The sequence below is a fragment of the Mixta mediterraneensis genome (assembly GCF_014946725.1).
GTDB lineage: Bacteria > Pseudomonadota > Gammaproteobacteria > Enterobacterales > Enterobacteriaceae > Pantoea > Pantoea mediterraneensis.
Genome location: NZ_JACFXY010000002.1, coordinates 357,692 through 375,886, shown reverse-complemented (window position 1 = coordinate 375,886; position 18,195 = coordinate 357,692). Strand labels below are relative to the sequence as shown.

General features: G+C 52.5%; 22 protein-coding genes. All 22 read left to right on the top strand.

Features of this window, described 5'->3' with window-relative positions:
- The first annotated feature begins 1 nt into the window (after nt 1).
- Entirely contained in the window at nt 2-1,279 is a 1,278-nt protein-coding gene (locus H2P46_RS05975; protein ID WP_193404259.1) for a phage portal protein, read from the top strand.
- 17 nt (nt 1,280-1,296) lie between these two features.
- Nucleotides 1,297-1,965: an HK97 family phage prohead protease gene (locus H2P46_RS05970; protein ID WP_193404258.1), complete on the top strand. Its 669-nt coding sequence runs from the start codon at nt 1,297-1,299 to the stop codon at nt 1,963-1,965.
- Nucleotides 1,966-1,976: 11 nt separating this feature from the next.
- Entirely contained in the window at nt 1,977-3,140 is a 1,164-nt protein-coding gene (locus tag H2P46_RS05965) for a phage major capsid protein (RefSeq protein WP_193404257.1), read from the top strand.
- 36 nt (nt 3,141-3,176) lie between these two features.
- Nucleotides 3,177-3,419, top strand: coding sequence for a hypothetical protein (locus tag H2P46_RS05960; protein ID WP_193404256.1), 243 nt, complete (start codon nt 3,177-3,179; stop codon nt 3,417-3,419).
- A complete protein-coding gene (locus H2P46_RS05955) occupies nt 3,388-3,693 on the top strand; it encodes a head-tail connector protein (protein ID WP_193404255.1) in 306 nt (101 codons plus the stop codon). Before H2P46_RS05960 ends, H2P46_RS05955 begins: the two co-directional genes overlap by 32 nt.
- Before the next feature lie 60 nt (nt 3,694-3,753).
- Nucleotides 3,754-3,972: a hypothetical protein gene (locus H2P46_RS05950; RefSeq protein WP_193404377.1), complete on the top strand. Its 219-nt coding sequence runs from the start codon at nt 3,754-3,756 to the stop codon at nt 3,970-3,972.
- Between the two features lie 2 nt (nt 3,973-3,974).
- Nucleotides 3,975-4,307, top strand: a complete 333-nt coding sequence (locus H2P46_RS05945) for a phage head closure protein (protein ID WP_193404254.1) — start codon at nt 3,975-3,977, stop codon at nt 4,305-4,307.
- Entirely contained in the window at nt 4,300-4,785 is a 486-nt protein-coding gene (locus H2P46_RS05940) for an HK97-gp10 family putative phage morphogenesis protein (protein ID WP_193404253.1), read from the top strand. The genes H2P46_RS05945 and H2P46_RS05940 overlap by 8 nt, the downstream gene beginning before the upstream one ends.
- The gene (locus H2P46_RS05935; RefSeq protein ID WP_193404252.1) at nt 4,782-5,147 is read left to right on the top strand and encodes a tail completion protein gp17; all 366 of its coding nucleotides are present in this window, start codon (nt 4,782-4,784) and stop codon (nt 5,145-5,147) included. The genes H2P46_RS05940 and H2P46_RS05935 overlap by 4 nt, the downstream gene beginning before the upstream one ends.
- Nucleotides 5,148-5,200: 53 nt before the next feature.
- Nucleotides 5,201-5,698: a phage tail tube protein gene (locus tag H2P46_RS05930; protein WP_193404251.1), complete on the top strand. Its 498-nt coding sequence runs from the start codon at nt 5,201-5,203 to the stop codon at nt 5,696-5,698.
- A gap of 38 nt (nt 5,699-5,736) precedes the next feature.
- A complete protein-coding gene (locus H2P46_RS05925; protein WP_193404250.1) occupies nt 5,737-6,222 on the top strand; it encodes a phage tail assembly chaperone family protein, TAC in 486 nt (161 codons plus the stop codon).
- Nucleotides 6,223-6,227: 5 nt separating this feature from the next.
- Nucleotides 6,228-6,398, top strand: a complete 171-nt coding sequence (locus H2P46_RS05920; RefSeq protein ID WP_193404249.1) for a phage tail assembly protein T — start codon at nt 6,228-6,230, stop codon at nt 6,396-6,398.
- Between the two features lie 18 nt (nt 6,399-6,416).
- On the top strand, nt 6,417-8,885 hold the full coding sequence (locus H2P46_RS05915) for a phage tail tape measure protein (protein ID WP_193404248.1): 2,469 nt from the start codon (nt 6,417-6,419) through the stop codon (nt 8,883-8,885).
- 3 nt (nt 8,886-8,888) lie between these two features.
- A complete protein-coding gene (locus H2P46_RS05910; protein WP_193404247.1) occupies nt 8,889-9,227 on the top strand; it encodes a phage tail protein in 339 nt (112 codons plus the stop codon).
- A complete protein-coding gene (locus H2P46_RS05905) occupies nt 9,224-9,979 on the top strand; it encodes a phage minor tail protein L (RefSeq protein ID WP_193404246.1) in 756 nt (251 codons plus the stop codon). Before H2P46_RS05910 ends, H2P46_RS05905 begins: the two co-directional genes overlap by 4 nt.
- A 1-nt stretch (nt 9,980) precedes the next feature.
- Complete coding sequence (locus H2P46_RS05900; protein ID WP_193404245.1) at nt 9,981-10,691, top strand: C40 family peptidase; 711 nt, start codon at nt 9,981-9,983, stop codon at nt 10,689-10,691.
- Nucleotides 10,692-10,706: 15 nt separating this feature from the next.
- Nucleotides 10,707-11,306 carry a tail assembly protein gene (locus H2P46_RS05895; RefSeq protein WP_193404244.1) on the top strand — a complete coding sequence of 200 codons (600 nt, stop codon included), beginning with the start codon at nt 10,707-10,709 and terminating at the stop codon, nt 11,304-11,306.
- Nucleotides 11,307-11,399: 93 nt separating this feature from the next.
- Nucleotides 11,400-12,428, top strand: a complete 1,029-nt coding sequence (istA, locus tag H2P46_RS05890; RefSeq protein WP_193403243.1) for an IS21 family transposase — start codon at nt 11,400-11,402, stop codon at nt 12,426-12,428.
- On the top strand, nt 12,425-13,213 hold the full coding sequence (istB, locus tag H2P46_RS05885; RefSeq protein ID WP_193403211.1) for an IS21-like element helper ATPase IstB: 789 nt from the start codon (nt 12,425-12,427) through the stop codon (nt 13,211-13,213). The genes istA and istB overlap by 4 nt, the downstream gene beginning before the upstream one ends.
- A 122-nt stretch (nt 13,214-13,335) precedes the next feature.
- Nucleotides 13,336-17,004 carry a TipJ family phage tail tip protein gene (locus H2P46_RS05880; RefSeq protein WP_193404243.1) on the top strand — a complete coding sequence of 1,223 codons (3,669 nt, stop codon included), beginning with the start codon at nt 13,336-13,338 and terminating at the stop codon, nt 17,002-17,004.
- Nucleotides 17,001-17,366 carry a hypothetical protein gene (locus H2P46_RS05875; RefSeq protein WP_193404242.1) on the top strand — a complete coding sequence of 122 codons (366 nt, stop codon included), beginning with the start codon at nt 17,001-17,003 and terminating at the stop codon, nt 17,364-17,366. Before H2P46_RS05880 ends, H2P46_RS05875 begins: the two co-directional genes overlap by 4 nt.
- Nucleotides 17,359-18,132 carry a hypothetical protein gene (locus H2P46_RS05870; RefSeq protein ID WP_193404241.1) on the top strand — a complete coding sequence of 258 codons (774 nt, stop codon included), beginning with the start codon at nt 17,359-17,361 and terminating at the stop codon, nt 18,130-18,132. Before H2P46_RS05875 ends, H2P46_RS05870 begins: the two co-directional genes overlap by 8 nt.
- Nucleotides 18,133-18,195 lie beyond the last annotated feature (63 nt).

The window sequence follows — 18,195 nt, the reverse complement described above, 5'->3', positions numbered from 1 at the left end:
CATGGCAGATACCGATTACAGCATTGACCTGCGGACACGTTCGCCATTCTGGGCCCGGATGGCCTCCATTCTTACCGGCGGCCGCCTGGTATCGCCGGATAAAGGCTCGCAGATGGCGGGCACATCGGCGCATGGAACCGTTGGTGAATCCGTGGTAACTGATGAGCGAAACATGCAAATCAGCACGGTATGGGCCTGCATCCGGCTTATCTCAACCGTTACAGCCTCGCTTCCACTGGATGTTTACGAAACAGTTAATGATGAGCGCCGTAAAGCGGATAACAGTAACCCGCTGGCTAAGCTTCTCCGCTTTCGTCCTAACAACTTCATGACGGCGCTTGAGTTCCGCGAAGCCATGACAATGCAGCTCTGTGCGTACGGCAACGCTTATGCGCACGTTGAGCGAAACGGCGTTGGTGATGTGATCAGCATGGTACCGCTGATGAGCGCCAATATGGACGTGCGTCTGAGTGATAACGGCAAAAACGTCATTTATCGCTATAAGCGAGATTCCGAATACGCTGACTTCAAGCCGAAAGAAATTTTCCACTTGAAGGGTTTTGGTTTTAACGGTCTGGTAGGGCTGTCACCGCTGGCGTTCAGCGCAAAATCGGCGGGCGTGGCAATCGCCATGGAAGACAATCAGCGCGAGTTCTTCGCCAACGGCGCGAAATCTCCACAGATTCTGATGACAGATGGCAAAGTGCTCACCAAAGAGCAGCGCGGTCAGCTTGAAGAGAACTTCAAAGAAATCGCTGGCGGCCCGGTTCGAAAGCGCCTCTGGATACTAGAGAGCGGGTTTACCACGCAATCCATCGGCGTATCACCGCAGGATGCGCAGATGCTTGAAGCCCGTAAGTTTCAGGTGGCTGAACTGGCGCGATTTTATGGCGTTCCACCTCACCTGGTGGGTGATGTTGAGAAAACCACCTCATGGGGTAGCGGCATTGAACAGCAGAATCTTGGATTCCTTCAGTACACGCTAAAGCCTTATCTGGATCGCTGGGAATACAGCATTGAGCGCTGGCTTGTTAAGGAGTCTGAACAAGGCAAGCTTCACGCCGAGCATAATTTAGATGGCCTGCTGCGCGGTGATTCAGCCAGCCGCGCCACATTCATGCAGACCATGGTGAACACCGGCATTCGCACAGTTAATGAAGTCCGAAGACTGGATAATCTGCCACCTCTTCCTGGTGGCGATGTCGCCACGCGGCAATCTCAAAACATCCCGATCACTGACCTCGGAACAAACGACAAGCCCCGCACTGACGGGGCTTAATTTTTATGGGGGCTTCAATGCCGGACATTCAGAAAACGCTGTCCTTTAATCAGGCAGAAATTAAGTTTGCAGGCGATGGCAGTCAGGGGATTTTTGAAGGTTACGCCTCTGTGTTTAACAACACCGACTCGGACGGAGACATTATCCTTCCTGGCGCTTTTAAAAACACGCTTGCCACACAAAGCCGCAAGGTAGCGATGTTTTTCAATCACCGCACATTTGAAGTGCCGGTAGGTAAATGGGAATCACTGGAAGAGGATGAAAAGGGCCTTTATGTGAAAGGTCAGTTAACGCCGGGACTGAGTGCTTCCTCTGATCTGAAAGCAGCCATGCAGCACGGTACCGTTGAAGGTATGTCGGTCGGTTTCTCAGTATCGAAAGACGACTACAGCATTGGTACCACCGGGATGATCTTCAGGAACATCTCTTATCTTCGGGAAATCAGCGTTTGCACTTTCCCGGCCAACGAACTCGCTGGCGTTTCCGCCATGAAGAGTATCGAAACCATCAAAACCATTCGAGACGCAGAAGCTTTCCTGAGGGATTCAGCAGGGCTTTCGCGTGCAGAAGCACAGGCATTTCTTGCCAGTGTTAAGTCCGCAGGTCGGAGTGAGTCCGGTAGCGGCGACATTGACGCGCTTGCAAAGCGCATAACTTCCTTTGCCGCTAATCTGCGGAACGCATAACGGAGCATTACATGTCTGAATTAGCCACTCTCGAAAAAGCGATTGAGAATTCACAGAAAGAAGTGAAGCAACTCATCGAAGAGCAGCGTAAGTCTATTGCCGAAAACGGTCAGGTAAACCAGCAACTGCAGGCTGACCTGACCAAGGCGCAGGATGAGCTGAAAACCACCGGTACCCGCCTGTTTGACCTGGAACAGAAGCTTGCAGGTAATTCCCCGGATCAGACTGCACAGAAGTCTTTTGCTGAGCGTGTATCTGAAGACCTGATTAAAGGCTGGGATGGCACCCGCACCAAAGCGAAAGTGACCAGCTTTGATAAAGCGATTGGTTCGGGAACAACCTCTGCTGGCGCACTGGTTCAGCCACAGCAGGTACCGGGCATCCTCATGCCGGGCCTGCGCCGCCTGACTGTTCGTGATCTGCTGGCTCAGGGGCGTATCACCAGTAACTCACTGGAATACGTACGTGAAAACGTGTTTACCAACGCCGCGGCTCCTGTACCTGAAGGAACCCTGAAGCCTGAGAGCAACATCACCTTCACCAAAGAAACGGCGAACGTGAAAACCATCGCCCACTGGATTCAGGCTTCCCGTCAGATTATGGACGATGCGCCAGCGCTTCAGTCCTACATCAATGCGCGCATGATGTATGGTCTGGCTCTGGTAGAAGAAAACCAGATGCTGAACGGTGACGGCACTGGCGATAACCTTCAGGGCCTGAACGTAGTGGCGAATGACTACGAGAGTACGCTGAATGCTACCGGTGATACGAGCGCTGACGTTCTGGCGCATGCAATCTACCAGGTTTCTCTCAGTGAGTTTGAAGCTGATGGCATTATCCTGAACCCGGCAGACTGGCACCGCATCGCTCTGCTGAAAGATGCCAACGGCAACTACATTCTGGGCGGACCTCAGGCGTTCGCATCAAAAGTTCTGTGGGGCTTGCCGGTTGTATCGACCACGGCGCAGACGGCAGGAAAATTCACCGTTGGCGCATTTGGCCTGGCGTCTCAGGTGTGGGATCGCATGGATGCCACTATCGAAATCAGCAACCAGGATCGCGATAACTTCGTGAAAAACATGCTGACCATCCTGTGCGAAGAACGCCTGGCGCTGGCGCACTACCGTCCTGCAGCTATCGTCACTGGCGATGTTGCGGTTTCCTCCGGCGAATAACAGAAGGGCGCGGTCAGTAATGGCCGCGTTTAATGTATGAAAATTAAAGCTCTCCGTATGTTCTCGCATTACCACCTGGGTACGGTATCCCAGGGCGAAACCCGCGTGGTGAAGAAAGAAATCGGCGAAGCGCTTGTGAAACTGCACCTTGCCGAAGAGATTGAGCCCGAAAAGGCGGAAACTTCCGTTCCTGAACAACCTGTAAAAGCTAAAGCCGGGGGTAAAGGTGGAAATAAGCGCGGAGCAGATGGAGCTGATAAAGAAGCATCTGAGAGTTGATAGCAGTGATGAAGATGACCTGATTGCAGGATATGCGCAGGCATCAGTCGATTTTGTTGAGCATTACTGCGATGGCACTCTGGTTGTTGAACTCACCCCTCCCGTTGAAAATGAAGAACCTCTTCGTGAGGTTCTTTTTTCTTCCGGTATCTGGCAGGCGATGCTGCTGCTTATTGGTCAGTATTATGCGAACCGTGAAGCGAGCGGACAGAGTCAGGCTGAAATTCCGTTTGGTGTGGAGGCGTTGTTATACCGACACCGCAAGTGGCACTGATGGCGTGCTCAGGATGCCAAAAGCGCCGCGAATGGCTAAAGAGAATGGTGGCACTCGCTAATGAAAGAATTACAGGAAAGCCTGCTGGCAACCACGCTGGAGAAGCTGGCAGAGAGCCTTCATCAGGTAGCGGAGGGCATGAAGGCGCAGACCGAAGCGATAAACCGCCTGGCTGAGTCTAACGAAGCCCTCGCTGCTGTTGTTTATCAGTCAATGATTGATGAGTCTGATCCCGATATTCCGGCACCAACATATCTTAGCGGTGCAGCTAAGGGGTAACTATGCAGGCTGGAAAATTACGTCATCGCATCTCACTTCAGAAGCCAGTAAAAACGCAGAACCCTTCTACCGGCGCGGTCGTCAATTCATGGCAGGAAATAGCAAAGCTGTGGGCTGAAGTTGCACCGCTTTCGGCGAGAGAGTTTGTGGCAGCACAGGCGACCCAGAGTCAGGTCACAACGCGCATCATCATTCGTTTTCGCAGTGATGTAACAGCCAAACACCGCATCGTTTACGGCGGTAAGATTTTCAACATCGAAGGCGTACTGGCTGACGACAAAAGCGGACGTGATTATCTGACTCTGCCTTGCTCGGAGGGCGTTAACGATGGCTGATGGCGTTGATTTCACCCTTACTGGCATGGATTCCCTGCTGGGCAAGCTGGATGAAATCAGCGATGACCTTCGCCGTAAGGGTGGAAGAGCAGCATTACGCCGCGCGGGGAATGTCATCGTTGATAAAGCCAAAGCTAATGCCCGCCAACTGGATGACACCTCAACAGGCAGGAGCATTGCAGATAACGTTGCGCTTCGCTGGAACGGCAGGCTGTTTAAACAAACAGGTAACCTTGGGTTTCGCATTGGCGTAGCACATGGTGCAGTTCTGCAGAAGCACCCTGACAAGAGCGCGAATGCTCCCACACCTCACTGGCGATTACTTGAATTCGGCACCGAGAAGATGAAAGCGCAGCCTTTCATGCGTCCGGCTGCTGAAAGCAGTATTGACCAGGTAGTGACGATATTTGGTACTGAGTACGAACTGGCAATTGACCGGGCAATTAAACGCGCCCGTAAGAAAGGGCAGTCACCGTGATAGCACCTATTTTTCCTGTATGCAGCGCCAGTCCTGAAGTTAATTCACTGATTGGTGGTGACAGCCTTCGCCTGTATCCGTTTGGTCAGCAGGATGATGATGTTATCTACCCCTATGCAGTCTGGCAAAACATCAGCGGTGAGCCAGAGAATTATCTGGGGCAGCGTCCCGATGCAGACTCATTCACGCTTCAGGTAGATGTTTATGCCGATACGCCTGATGAAGCTATTGCTGTCGCCGCAGCGCTACGCGATGCAATTGAGGCGCACGCTTACATCACCCGATGGGGCGACCAAACCCACGATAACGAAACCAAGCGGTACCGCTATTCATTTGATGTCGACTGGATAGTGCCGCGATAACCGAATTATTCACCCACCGGCCATGTGCCGGTTTTTTATGACCGGAGATAACCATGTCTGTATTGACGCAAGGCACGCAGCTTTTCGTGCTCGCCAGTGGCGCGGTGAGCGAAGTGGAATGCATCACCGCATTCTCACCGGGCAGCAGCCCAGCCGACCAGATTGAAGATACCTGTCTTTCTGAAAAGTTTGACCGTACCTATAAGCGTGGTCTGCGTACTCCCGGAGCGGCTTCACTGACACTGAACGCTGATCCAAAAAATACCAGCCACGTAATGCTGCACAACCTGTCGATTTCTGATGATGAGAATGATCAGGACCTGACGTTTGCGATTGGTTGGGCTGATGGCACCGCGTCACCTACAGCTGCTGCAGAAGATGCAAGCGGTGCTGTTGATGGCCTGGTGCTACCCGACAGCCGAACCTGGTTTGTTTTCAAAGGCTACGTCTCCGACTTCCCGTTTGATTTCGCGGCCAACACAGTCGTTTCCTCCTCCGCTTCTATCCAGCGTTCCGGTTCTGCGGTGTGGATTCCTAAAACAGCCTCTTAAACTGATGGGGCTTTTCGCCCCATTTTGCGAGACAACAAATGAAATTAACGCTTGAAGCACTCAAGGATTCGGGCGCGTTTACCGGACGTCCTGTAGAAAAAGAAATCACCTGGAAACAGGGCGATAAGAAAATCACTGCGACCGTTTATGTGCGCCCAATGGGTTATCACACTGCGACATCTGATGTGCTGGCTTTTGGCGGGAAAGTAGATGGCGTTGCGGGTCGAATTGCGGCATCCATCTGCGATGAATTTGGTAAGCCTGTCTTTACCCCCGCCGACATCACAGGTGAGGCAGACCCAGAGCGCGGCGCGCTCGATGGAGCGTTAACCGTAGCCCTGCTGGTGGCTATTCAGGAAGTTAACGATCTGGGAAAGACTTCGAGCTCAGCGCCGAAGACGAATTCTGGTGCGAGCTCGTCCTCAACGGGATCGGCGGCAAAACCATCGCCGAAGCGCGTGAGACGATCTCCTTCAAAGAATCGCAGCTCTGGGCAAAGTACCGGGAACGCTATGGAAGCCTGAATCCCATGATGCGTACCGAATGGGGAGCAGCGTTAGTAACGAGCATGATTGCGAACGTTAACCGCGACCCTAAAAATCCGCCATTCAGTCCCACTGATTTCACTCTGCATTTCACTAAAGTCAAAGCGGCTAATGAGCCAATATCACTTGAAGAAGCGATGAAAAGCTGGGCATAACCGCCAGACGGAGAATTTATGGCTTCCAAATCACTCGGCACGCTGACGATTGACCTGATTGCCAAAGTGGGCGGCTTTACCGCTGGCATGGATAAAGCCGAACGGGCGACGCAGAAATGGCGCAAGCAGGCCGAGGCAGATTTCAAGGCCGTTACTGTAGGGCTTACTGCTGTATCAGCCGCCGCCGTAGCTGCCGGTGCTGCTGGTTTTGCGCTTCTCAAGTCCACTGCCGACCAGGTTAACACCACTGACCAGTGGGCGAAATCGCTGAAAATGTCCACCCAGGAACTGCTTGCGTGGCAGTTTGCTGCCGAAAAGGCTGGGCTGTCAGGCGATAATATGGCCGACATCTTCAAAGATTTGGGCGATAAAATCGGTGATGCTGTATTGAATAAATCCGGCGAGGCAGTTGATGCGCTCAACGCGCTAGGTCTGTCTGCCGACAAGCTTTCGAAGGTTTCACCCGATAAACAGATGCTGGCTATCGGCGATGCTCTGGGGAAAATCAGCACCAATGCCGGTAAAGTCACCATCCTTGAAAGTCTGGGGAATGACCTGTCAAAACTTCTTCCGTTGTTCGATAACAATAACGAGAAGCTGAAGCAGTTTATCCAGCTAGCAAAAGATTACGGTGTTGCGCCCGACCCGCAGTCTATTGATGACCTGGTTAAGGTGAACGATCTGTTTCAGGACATGGAAGCTCAGGTGAAAGGCCTGAAGATGGAGATTGCTGCAGGACTGGCGAAGGTAGACCTTACTCCACTTCAGCATTCGCTGGATCAAATCCATACAGTTTTGACTGATCCTGCAGTGTTGAAAGGCATAGTAGACTTAGTCAGTGATGTGGCAGAGCTTGCTGGCTGGATAATTACTATCGCTGCTAAGGCAGGAGAAATAGCATCTTTAACGAACAACAGGGCTGCTGCAGTTGGTGGCAATATCGATACCACCAACCTTGATCAGGTTACTGAACGTATCGAATACCTACAAAAAACCATGTCTAACCGATCAGAAAACGGATCGTGGTTTGGTAACTTATTTGGGGTTGATGACAGTACCGAAAAAGCGCAGAAAGAGCTGGAACAGCTAATTAAGCTTCGCGATGACCTTCAGAATAAGCCAACGTTACCCACCGCATCCGCAACAGTTGCTCCGGAATCGGGATTTGCTCTTACTCCCGGGCAGCAAAACGGCAAAACAACACCAGATGCCGGCGCTAAAAAACTGGAAAGTGCCTTTAAGGCCACTGAGCGCAGCTACATGCGCCAGATTGAATTAATCGACACCACTGGTAAAAAAACCACTGTGGTTACCGAGCAGCAAAAACTGCAGTTCGATATTGCTGATGGCAAGTTGCAGGGGCTTAACGAGACGCAGAAAAAGCGCCTTGAATATCTGGCACAGGAAGTGGACCGCCTTAATGAGGTCAAAAAGGCCAATCAGGAAAATGCCAAGGTAGCGGCGTTCGTTGCCAACCTTCAGGCTCAAAATAGCAATGCCCAATCCTCGTTTGATATTGACGAGCAGGGCGCAGGGCTTGGTGATAAAGAGCGTGAAAGGCTGAAAGAGCGCCTTAACATCGAGCGAGATTATCTGGATCAGCAAAGAGATTTACAGGCCCAGTATCAATCAGGAGATATTACTAAATCTGTTTATGACCGCGAAACCCAGGCTCTAAAAGATGCCCAATCAGACAGAATTAAAGCTTTAAAAGATCACTATAAAAAAATGGATGAACTACAAGCTGATTGGGTCGCTGGTGCCAAGAATGGTTTTGCTAACTGGGCTGATGAGATTAGTGATGTATCCGGTACGGTGTCAGACGGCGTTAAGTCATCCCTTGATGGTGTATTCAGCAACGTCACCTCAATGCTTGAAGGCAACAAGGTTAGCTGGAAATCATGGGGCATATCGGTTCTACAGATCATCGAAAAGGTTGCCCTGCAAATGGCAGTTGTCAGCGCTATGGGTGGTGGTTCTTCATCTTCAGGAATTCTCGGGACCGTCGCTTCTGGTATCGCAGGTTACTTTGGCGGTGGCGCTTCTGCTGCTACATCATCTTCAAACGCATTCTCTTCCGGTGCATATAGCAATCTGTCGCTCAATGCCAAAGGTGGCGTTTACGCCTCTCACGACCTTAGCCAGCACAGCAACTCTATTGTCAGCTCGCCAACACTTTTCGCTTTCGCTAAAGGGGCTGGTCTGATGGGCGAAGCCGGGCCTGAAGCAATCATGCCGCTGACCCGCGCAGCAGATGGCTCGCTTGGGGTTCGTGCGCTGGGTGGCGGCAATTCTGCTGTTTCTGGTGGCGCTCCACAGGTTTATATCAGCATAGACAGCAACGGCAATACCTCCACGCAGTCTACCGATGGATGGCAGCAATTTGGTTCTGAAATCGGAAACTTTGTAGACCAGCGCTACAAGCAGAACATGATGCGTGATATTCGCCCTGGCGGTGACATCTGGAACGCAATGAAAAGCAGGTAATACATGGCAATCGAAGTATTTACGTGGTGCGCCCGTCTCAATGCAGCCGGTGAAGCAAAATTCAGTACTCGTAAAATTCAGTTTGGTGACGGCTATACACAGGTTGCCGGGAACGGAATTAATAACCGTACGCAAAGCTGGGACCTGACCTTTACTGGCAATGAGTCAATGATCGGGGCAATTCAGGATTTCCTGGACAGTCACGGCGGTGTGCGCGCATTCCAGTGGAAGCCACCGCTACAGCCGACAGGGTTGTACCGATGCGACACTTACAAGCCCGTTGCGTTAGGCGCAGGACTTTATGACCTTACGGCCACCTTTGAACAGGCGTTTAAACCATGAGTCTGAACAGTGATTATCAGAAGCTGGAGCCCGGAAATCTGGTCAGGCTATTTGAGGTGGATGGCTCGGCGTTCGACCTGCCTGATGTGCTGCGCTTCCATGCCTACAATATCCCGCACACTGAGGCGGAGATCATTGCTGCTGGTGGTGATGAAACCAAACTGCCAGCCAAATCTGTATGGTGGCAGGGCCAGGAATACAAAGCATGGCCGTGTCAGATCACGGGTATTGAAGCATCAACAACGGGTAGCAGCGCTCAGCCAAAACTGACGGTTGCTAACCTGGACGGTTCGATCACCGCGCTGTGCCTTGCCTATGACGATATGCTTCAGGCGAAAGTGTCCATTCATGACACGCTGGCGCAGTATCTCGACGCGGTTAACTTTGCTGAAGGAAACGCATCAGCCGATCCGACACAGGAAAAGCTGAAGGTCTTCTACATCGACAGTAAGAGCAGCGAAACGAAAACACAGGTGGAATTCACGCTCAGTAGCCCTATGGACCTTCAGGGGCTAATGATACCGACGCGCCAGCTTCATTCTCTGTGCACCTGGTGTATTCGCGGTAAATATCGGTCCGGTGATGGCTGTGATTATGCCGGCACGCGCTACTTCGACAAGTTCAACAATCCGGTGGACGATCCCTCACTTGATGAGTGCAGCGGTACCCTCACCGGGTGCAAACTGCGCTTTGGTGAAGACGAAGAAGTATCTTTTGGCGGCTTCCCTGGCACATCGCTGATTCGGAGCTGACATGCGCCAGAAAACAATCGATGCATTGCTTGCTCATGCAGAAGCGGAATACCCGCGAGAGTGCTGCGGCGTGGTGGCGCAGAAAAGCCGTGTTGAACGTTATTTCCCATGCCGAAATCTGGCATCTGAGCCAACAGAACAGTTTCACATGTCTCCAGAGGATTACGCAACGGCGGAGGAATGGGGCACGGTCATCGCCATTGCACACAGCCATCCCGACGCTACAACACGCCCAAGTCCACTGGATGAGGCTATGTGTGATGCCAGTGCCGTACCATGGCATATCGTAAGCTGGCCTGAAGGTGATCTGCGCACTATCCATCCCCGCGATGAATTACCGCTGATTGGACGCCCGTTCGTGCTGGGGCATTCAGACTGCTGGGGGCTGGTCATGAGCTACTTCCGGCAGGAACACGGCATAGAGTTGCCAGATTTCCGAGTGGACTACCCCTGGTGGGAAGACCAGTACCCGGAGAATCTTTATCAGGATAACTGGCACTCAGCCGGGTTTGAAGAGGTAAACGGCGCACCGCAGCCAGGGGACGTGATCATGATGCAGGTGCAGTCGAATAAGTGGAATCATGCCGGAGTTATGCTGGAAGGGAACATGATGCTGCATCACCTTTACGGTCGCATCAGCAATCGAATTCCATACGGAGGCTACTGGCAGGAACGGACAATGAAAATTGTCCGGCACCGTGACCTTCAGTGAAAAAGCAGGTTAATTATGGAAAGTACATTAAGAACCATTCGGCTATACGGCGTTCTGGGTGCCACATTCGGACGTGTTCACCATATGGCCGTTGAGACACCCCGTGAGGCCATTCGTGCTTTATGTGTGGTCATTCCCGGATTTGAGCGCTTTCTCAATACCAGCCGCAAGCGTGGACTGACTTATGCGGTTTTCAGTGGACGACAAAACCTTGCAGTAGAGGAACTTGAGGCTGATCACAGCAAAAGTGAAATCCGCATAGCTCCTGTGATTATGGGAAGCAAAAGAGCAGGCGCACTTCAGACGATACTGGGAGCGGTATTGGTAGTTGTTGGCGTTGCAATAGGCTATTTCACGGGGGGTACGCTTTCAACAATGGGTTATGGCGTGGCTAAGTTTGGTGCGGCGATGATGCTGGGTGGTGTCGTCCAAATGCTTTCACCTCAGACGCCGGGAATAGCCAGTAAGCAGGATGCCGATAACCAGGCTTCTTACGCATTCGGTAGCCCGACCAACACCGCCGCTCAGGGGTATCCTGTTCCTCTGCTGTATGGTCAGCGCCGCATCGGTGGCGCAATTATCTCAGCGGGTATTTATGTGGAGGATCAACAGTAATACCGAACTGTCGCTACCGATGTAAAACTGGCCCACCTGCCGATGTAAATCTGACCCACCTAGGGTAAAAATGGCAGTTTTAAGGCACTGCCAATGATGACATTGGAGACCAGAGTGGAGATTAGTGTTTTACACCGTCAGGGCATGTCGATACGCGCCATCGCGCGCCAGCTTTCATGCTCTCGTGAGACCGTTCGCAGATATATTCGTAGCCCGCTGCCCGTAGCGGATATGCGCTACAAGCCTCGCGCACCCAGACCCTGCAAGCTTGACCCGTTCAAGACCTATATCCTTGAGCGGGTGGCCGCTGCCAGGCCCCTCTGGATACCCGCCAGTGTGCTGCTGCGCGAGATCCGTCAGCGTGGTTACGAGGGTGGTTACAGCATGCTGACCGCTTTCCTGCACCCCATTAAGCAGCCCGTCACTGAAGAGGTAACACGCTTCGAGACCGAGCCTGGCTTTCAGATGCAAGTTGATTTCACCATCATCAGACTCGGTCATAACCCATTGCTGGCCTTTGTCGCCACGCTGGGCTGGAGCCGCGCGACTTTCGTCAAGTTTTACAGCAACCAGGACTCCGCTGCCTGGTGTGACGGCATTGAGTCTGCGCTCAGGTTCTTCGGCGGGACGCCGCATCAGCTGCTGTTCGACAACGCCAAGGCCATCATCATTGAGCGCGATGTCTACGGCCCCGGTAAGCATCGCTGGAACCCGCAGTTGATGCACGTCGCCGAGAAGTATGCCTTTACTCCCAAGGTCTGCCGACCCTATCGCGCCAAGACCAAGGGTAAGGTTGAGCGGTTTAACCATTACCTCAAGAACAGCTTTATCGTGCCTCTTACCGCGACCTTCCGGCAGGCCGGGCTGGTACTGGATGTACCTGCTGCCAACACACGCATCGGCGAGTGGCTGGTCACCGTCGCGAACACACGAGTGCATGGCACCACAGGCGTACCGCCTGAGCAGCGCATGCCGCGCGAGCGTGCTGCGCTATTGCCGTTACCGAAGGTCACGTTGGCATTGCCTGCACCTGTCCCAGCGCTCAGCCAGCGTCCGGTGCCGACCGAGAGCCTGCAACATCCTCTGGCAACGTACCAGGCCTTGCTCGAGGTGCCAGCATGAACCTTCAACATGATCGTATTGCCGCGCTCTGCGAGCAACTCAAGCTCGACCGCCTGCCGGCAGAGTGGCCGGGTGTGGCACAGGCGACCATCGACAACAGCGGCACGCATGCCGACTTCCTGGAAGCCGTTTTGCAGCTCCAGCATGATGGCCAGAACGAACGGCGTCGCCAGACCATTTTGCGGTTATCAGGCCTGCCGGTGATAAAAACACTGGAGCAGTTCGATTACGCCTATGCCAGTGGCGTTCCACGAAGTCAGATCCAGGAGTTGGCGGGTCTGACATTTATCGAACGTCAGGAGAACGTTGTCCTGCTCGGGCCTTCTGGCGTCGGCAAAACGCACCTGGCGACCGCCATTGGCTATAAGGCCGCGATGGCGGGTTTAAGCATTCGGTTCATTACCGCCGCCGACATGATGCTGCAACTGATGGCGTCACATCGTCAGGGTGACCTGAAGGGCTACCTGAACCGCGTCGTAGGTAAACCTAAGCTGTTGATCATCGACGAAGTGGGATATCTGCCGTTCGGTAAAATGGAGGCGAACCTGTTCTTCCAGGTAGTCGCTAAACGGTATGAGTCAGGCAGCGTGATCCTGACCAGCAACCTGCCGTTTACGCAGTGGTCCGGAACGTTTGGTGATGACGAGACACTGACGGCAGCGATGCTGGATCGGCTGCTTCACCATGCGCATATCGCCCAAATCAGCGGCCAAAGCTATCGACTGAAAGATAAGCTGAAAAGCGGTCAACTCCAGAAGAAAACGAAAGCAACAACGCTCGAATGATTCAAAGGGGGTGGGTCAGTTTTACTTTGGCAGGGTGGGTCAGAATTCGATCGGTATTGACACCGAACCATTTCCACCACCTTTAAGGGGCGCTCAAGCGTCCCTTTTTTTATGGGCGCAATATGGCTACAGCTACCGTTTATAAAGGGCGCAAAGGCGGCTCTTCAGAATCTCGTACACCCACCGAACAGCCAGATGATCTCCAGTCCGTAGCAAAAGCAAAAATTCTTTTGGCGCTTGGTGAGGGTGAATTTTATGGTGGTCTGTCGGGCAAGCAGGTTTTTCTCGATGGCACCGCTATTGAGAATGATGATGGCTCTCAGAACTTTAGCGGCGTGGCGTGGGAATTCCGTTCCGGCACTCAGGCGCAGAATTACATTCAGGGTATCCCCGGTACTGAAAATGAGATTTCTGTAGGGACCGATGTCACCAGCACTACCGCATGGATTCATACCTTCACTAATACTCAACTTTCTGCTATCCGCCTTCGCCTGAAGTGGCCAGCACTCTTCAGGCAGGAAGATGATGGCGATCTGGTTGGCTACTCTATCAATTATGCGATTGATCTTCAGACGGATGGTGGTACATGGACCACCGTTTTAAACACAGCTGTAACCGGCAAAACCACCACCGGTTATGAGCGTAGCCATCGCATAGATTTACCACAGAATGGCAGTACCTGGACGGTTCGTGTTCGCAAAATCACCGCCGAGGCAAATAGCGCCAAAATTGGCGACACCATGACGCTGCAGAGCTACACCGAGGTGATTGACGCCAAGTTGCGTTATCCAAACACAGCGCTGCTCTATATCGAATTCGACTCCAGCCAGTTTAACGGCAGCATTCCGCAGATCACCTGTGAGCCAAAAGGCCGCGTTATCCGTGTGCCAGACAACTACGATCCGAACACACGCAGCTACAGCGGAACGTGGCTCGGCACCTTTAAGTGGGCGTGGACAGACAACCCGGCGTGGATTTTTTACGACATTGTGGTTTCTGACCGCTTTGGTCTGGGTGATCGCCTTACCGCTGCCAACATTGACAAATGGACCCTGTATCAGGTCGCGCAGTACTGCGATCAGATGGTCCCGGATGGCAAGGGAGGTAGCGGTACCGAACCGCGCTATAAGTGTGATGTGTACGTGCAGACCCGCAACGACGCCTATACGGTCATGCGTGACTTTGCGGCCATCTTCCGTGGCATGACGTACTGGGGCGGCGATCAGATTGTTGCCCTGGCTGATATGCCGCGCGATGTGGATTACAACTTCACCAATGCCAACGTGGTTGACGGTGAATTTGCTTATTCCAGCAGTACCACTAAAACCCGCTATACCTCCGCGCTGGTTTCGTATTCCGACCCTGACAACGGTTATGCCGATGCTATGGAGCCGGTGTTCGAAAAAGACCTGGTATCGCGTTATAAGGTTTATAACCAGCTTGAAGTGACAGCGATTGGCTGTACACGTCAGTCAGAGGCGAACCGTAAAGGGCGCTGGGGCATTCTCACTAACAACAAAGACCGCGTCGTTGCTTTCTCTGTTGGGCTTGATGGCGATATACCCATGCCGGGCTATGTCATCGCTGTTGCTGATGAGTACCTTTCTGGACGCGTAGCCGGTGGACGCATCAGTTCTGTGAACGGACGGGCGATTACGCTTGACCGCGCACCCGATGCGAAAGCAGGTGATCGCCTGCAGGTGAATCTGCCCAGCGGTATTTCTCAGGCTCGCACCATCCAGAGCCTGAGCGATAATATCGTTACCGTTACGACTGCATATTCTGAAACGCCTGAAGCCGAAAATATCTGGGTCGTAGAATCATCAGAGCTTTATGCGCAGCAGTACCGGGTAACCTCTGTTGCTGAAAATGATGATGGCACGTTCACTATCACCGCCGCAGCTCATGATCCGAACAAATACCCCCGCATTGATACTGGTGCTGTTATCGACCAGAGACCAGTCAGCGTCATTCCTCCGGGCAATCAGGCCGCACCGACAAATATCGTTATCGACTCTTACTCGGTTGTTAATCAGGGCATCAGCCTGGAGACGATGCGAGTCCAGTGGGATGCGGTGCAAAACGCCATATCTTACGAGGCGCAGTGGCGGCGCAACGATGGCAACTGGATTAGCGTAGCCCGCAGCTCAACAACCTCTTTTGAAGTGCCGAGCATTTACGCTGGCCGCTATCTGGTGCGTGTTCGCGCAATCAATGCCGCTGAGATTTCGTCTGGGTGGGGTTACTCGCAGGAGAAAACGCTCACAGGTAAAGTTGGCAATCCACCTAAGCCAGTTGGCTTCACGGCTTCCGAAGATGTGGTATTCGGCATTGAGCTTAACTGGGGATTCCCGGCTAATACCTCTGACACACTGAAAACGGAAATTCAGTACAGCCTGACGGCAGGCGGTGCTTCGCCCATGCTTCTGGCTGATGTTGCCTATCCGACCCGCGTGTACCAGCAGATGGGGCTGAAAGCAGGCCAGATTTTCTGGTACCGCGCTCAGCTGGTCGATAAGACCGGCAATGAGAGTGGTTATACCGACTGGGTTCGCGGTCAGGCTTCAACTGATGCCAGCGACATTCTGGACTGGATTGGGGATGACATCCTGAATACCGATGCCGGTAAGCAGCTCGTATCCCGTGTTGACTCAGTGGAGGAAAAGGTAGGCGAACTGAATGATGCTGTCACGCAGGCTCAGGGCGACATTGCTGATTTTCGTGAGGAGCTGGATAAAAACAGCGGTGACGTTGCTGATGTCAGCGCCGCCATCACTGCAGAGCAAACCGCACGTGTAGATGGCGACAACGCATTAAGCCAGCGCATAACGGATGTTAAAACAACAACCGAAAGCAATACTGGTCGAATCACTACGGTCGAGAAGACTGTAACTGATAACCAGAGCGCCACAGCGCAGCGCCTCGATAGCCTGGACGCTTCAACGGAGAGCAATGCAGCAAATATCACCGCAGAGCAGACAGCCCGAGCCAGCGCAGACACAGCGCTTGGTCAGCGGGTCGATGCGGTTAAGGCGACTACCGACAACAATTCGGCTTCCATTGATACTCTGCAAACCGCTCAGTCCAGTACTGACCAGGCACTGGCAAGCCTGACACAAAACACCGAGGCGGTTTTTTCAAGTGTCAATAATCAGGCTTTAACTGATATTGAAAATGCCCTCGGCAACGATGCAGCAGACCAGGCTCAGCGGGGGGCTATTGGCGGGGTCAGGGGCAGAGTAGCGCAGGCTGAAGCCAGAATAGTGACCACAGAAACAGCTCAGGCTGATGCGAACCAGGCATTTGCTCAGTACCAACAGACAGTGACTGCGCAGTTTAATGCAACAGGTGAGGAAATTGACCAGACGAATGTGACGGTCCAGCAGACCTCTTCTGCCCTGGCTACGCTCGACGGAAAAGTTTCCGCTCAGTGGGGCATTAAGCTTGGCATTGATTCCAACGGCAGATATTACGCCGCTGGCATGGGTATTGGCCTTGAAAATACGCCTGATGGCATGCAGTCACAGGTACTGTTCCTGGCTGACCGCTTCGCAGTAATGACGCAGGTAGGCGCCACACCTAAAACCTTCTTCGCCATTCAGAACGGGCAGACCATCATTGATACAGCTTTCATCGGTGACGGCACGCTCACCAACGCGATGATCGGGAATTATATCCAGTCTACAAGTTACGGGGGTAGCGGCGGCTGGCGGTTGAGTAAAACAGATAACAACATGGTAGTTACGGATGCGAACAATAAAGTTCGTTTTAAAGCGGGTAAATTGTCATGAGCGAATATGGCTGGCAGGTTTTTGACGCTAATGAAAACCTGCTTTATGACGACAGCGTAATCATGTCCAAATGGCTTGGGTCATATACGGTTCCGATGATGAGCTGTGGCGGGGCTGACTGGAGCCAGAGAATATCAGGAATAGCTTTCCGGGACGGTACTCCCTTTGCTTATTGTGTTCCTACGCCGGGACTGATTGTTCCGGCTGACAGGACGTTTGCTTACTCACCCCCTAATATCTATTGCGGCGCAGACTATATAGATATTTCTTATAACTCACGAATACTTTCATTTCCGGATGACACTGCTTACAGCCTGGCGTTTGGCGGTGTGACTGTACACTGGGGCGTTTACAATGGCTGAGTATGGAATAGAGCTGTCGAATAACAAAGACTACGTGATCGCTAATGCTAATGATGTGAATTACGTTCTCCGTGCTTCTGGTCAGATTAGTAACGGTCAGTTTTCAAATGCCGGGGAATATTATTCACGTCTGTATCTGGATATATCTTCATTTAACTGTCCCATTGTTTTCTTTCGCCCGCTGAGCGCTGACCAGAGAATTTCATGTATCCCCGGGATTAATGATTTTCTTGTTCCTGGTAGCGTGACGCAGAAAAAAGCCACCGTTCTGAAATGGAAAAATAAAGACATCGGAAGTCTGCAATATTACATTTTCGACAGATGGGTTCCACCGGAGCGGTCTGATTACGGCATACAGATATTCGATGAGAACGAAAGCATCATATTTGATTCAGGCTGGAACTTCATGATGGTCCGCACTGTTAAATGGCTGGACCCGGGCTATCCGAATCATGACACAACGGACCCGGACGGCGGAAACTGGACTAACCTTGGTGCGCTTGGTGCAGGTAATATCGCTATTTCACTCCCAAATCCCCGGGGCTGGATTTATACCGGCTGGTCAACATTTGGGGTAATGCTTTACGAGTGCGTGCATCTGACAGGGAGTGATAATCAGGCCGTCGTGTCACTGGTGCCGAGAGGTGATTATCTGGATATGGCTCCCACAGGTGGCTGGGCACATGCAAACACGCGATCACAAATGATGGCTGTGGATGTCAGCAGACTACCCGCAAGTTATTCACCTGTCACTGTAACAAATTAAATTATTATCCTTTCACCGAACCCGGCCACCGCGCCGGGTTTTTTATTGCCCGGAGAAAATTCA

Coding starts and splice junctions, on each gene's coding strand:
- H2P46_RS05945 (WP_193404254.1), top strand. CDS start 3,975: ATGCAGGCTGGAAAATTACGTCATCGCATCTCACTTCAGAAGCCAGTA.
- H2P46_RS05960 (WP_193404256.1), top strand. CDS start 3,177: ATGAAAATTAAAGCTCTCCGTATGTTCTCGCATTACCACCTGGGTACG.
- H2P46_RS05970 (WP_193404258.1), top strand. CDS start 1,297: ATGCCGGACATTCAGAAAACGCTGTCCTTTAATCAGGCAGAAATTAAG.
- H2P46_RS05900 (WP_193404245.1), top strand. CDS start 9,981: ATGCGCCAGAAAACAATCGATGCATTGCTTGCTCATGCAGAAGCGGAA.
- H2P46_RS05905 (WP_193404246.1), top strand. CDS start 9,224: ATGAGTCTGAACAGTGATTATCAGAAGCTGGAGCCCGGAAATCTGGTC.
- H2P46_RS05910 (WP_193404247.1), top strand. CDS start 8,889: ATGGCAATCGAAGTATTTACGTGGTGCGCCCGTCTCAATGCAGCCGGT.
- H2P46_RS05950 (WP_193404377.1), top strand. CDS start 3,754: ATGAAAGAATTACAGGAAAGCCTGCTGGCAACCACGCTGGAGAAGCTG.
- H2P46_RS05915 (WP_193404248.1), top strand. CDS start 6,417: ATGGCTTCCAAATCACTCGGCACGCTGACGATTGACCTGATTGCCAAA.
- H2P46_RS05930 (WP_193404251.1), top strand. CDS start 5,201: ATGTCTGTATTGACGCAAGGCACGCAGCTTTTCGTGCTCGCCAGTGGC.
- H2P46_RS05870 (WP_193404241.1), top strand. CDS start 17,359: ATGGCTGAGTATGGAATAGAGCTGTCGAATAACAAAGACTACGTGATC.
- H2P46_RS05965 (WP_193404257.1), top strand. CDS start 1,977: ATGTCTGAATTAGCCACTCTCGAAAAAGCGATTGAGAATTCACAGAAA.
- H2P46_RS05920 (WP_193404249.1), top strand. CDS start 6,228: ATGATGCGTACCGAATGGGGAGCAGCGTTAGTAACGAGCATGATTGCG.
- H2P46_RS05955 (WP_193404255.1), top strand. CDS start 3,388: ATGGAGCTGATAAAGAAGCATCTGAGAGTTGATAGCAGTGATGAAGAT.
- istA (WP_193403243.1), top strand. CDS start 11,400: ATGATGACATTGGAGACCAGAGTGGAGATTAGTGTTTTACACCGTCAG.
- H2P46_RS05880 (WP_193404243.1), top strand. CDS start 13,336: ATGGCTACAGCTACCGTTTATAAAGGGCGCAAAGGCGGCTCTTCAGAA.
- H2P46_RS05875 (WP_193404242.1), top strand. CDS start 17,001: ATGAGCGAATATGGCTGGCAGGTTTTTGACGCTAATGAAAACCTGCTT.
- H2P46_RS05940 (WP_193404253.1), top strand. CDS start 4,300: ATGGCTGATGGCGTTGATTTCACCCTTACTGGCATGGATTCCCTGCTG.
- istB (WP_193403211.1), top strand. CDS start 12,425: ATGAACCTTCAACATGATCGTATTGCCGCGCTCTGCGAGCAACTCAAG.
- H2P46_RS05895 (WP_193404244.1), top strand. CDS start 10,707: ATGGAAAGTACATTAAGAACCATTCGGCTATACGGCGTTCTGGGTGCC.
- H2P46_RS05975 (WP_193404259.1), top strand. CDS start 2: ATGGCAGATACCGATTACAGCATTGACCTGCGGACACGTTCGCCATTC.
- H2P46_RS05925 (WP_193404250.1), top strand. CDS start 5,737: ATGAAATTAACGCTTGAAGCACTCAAGGATTCGGGCGCGTTTACCGGA.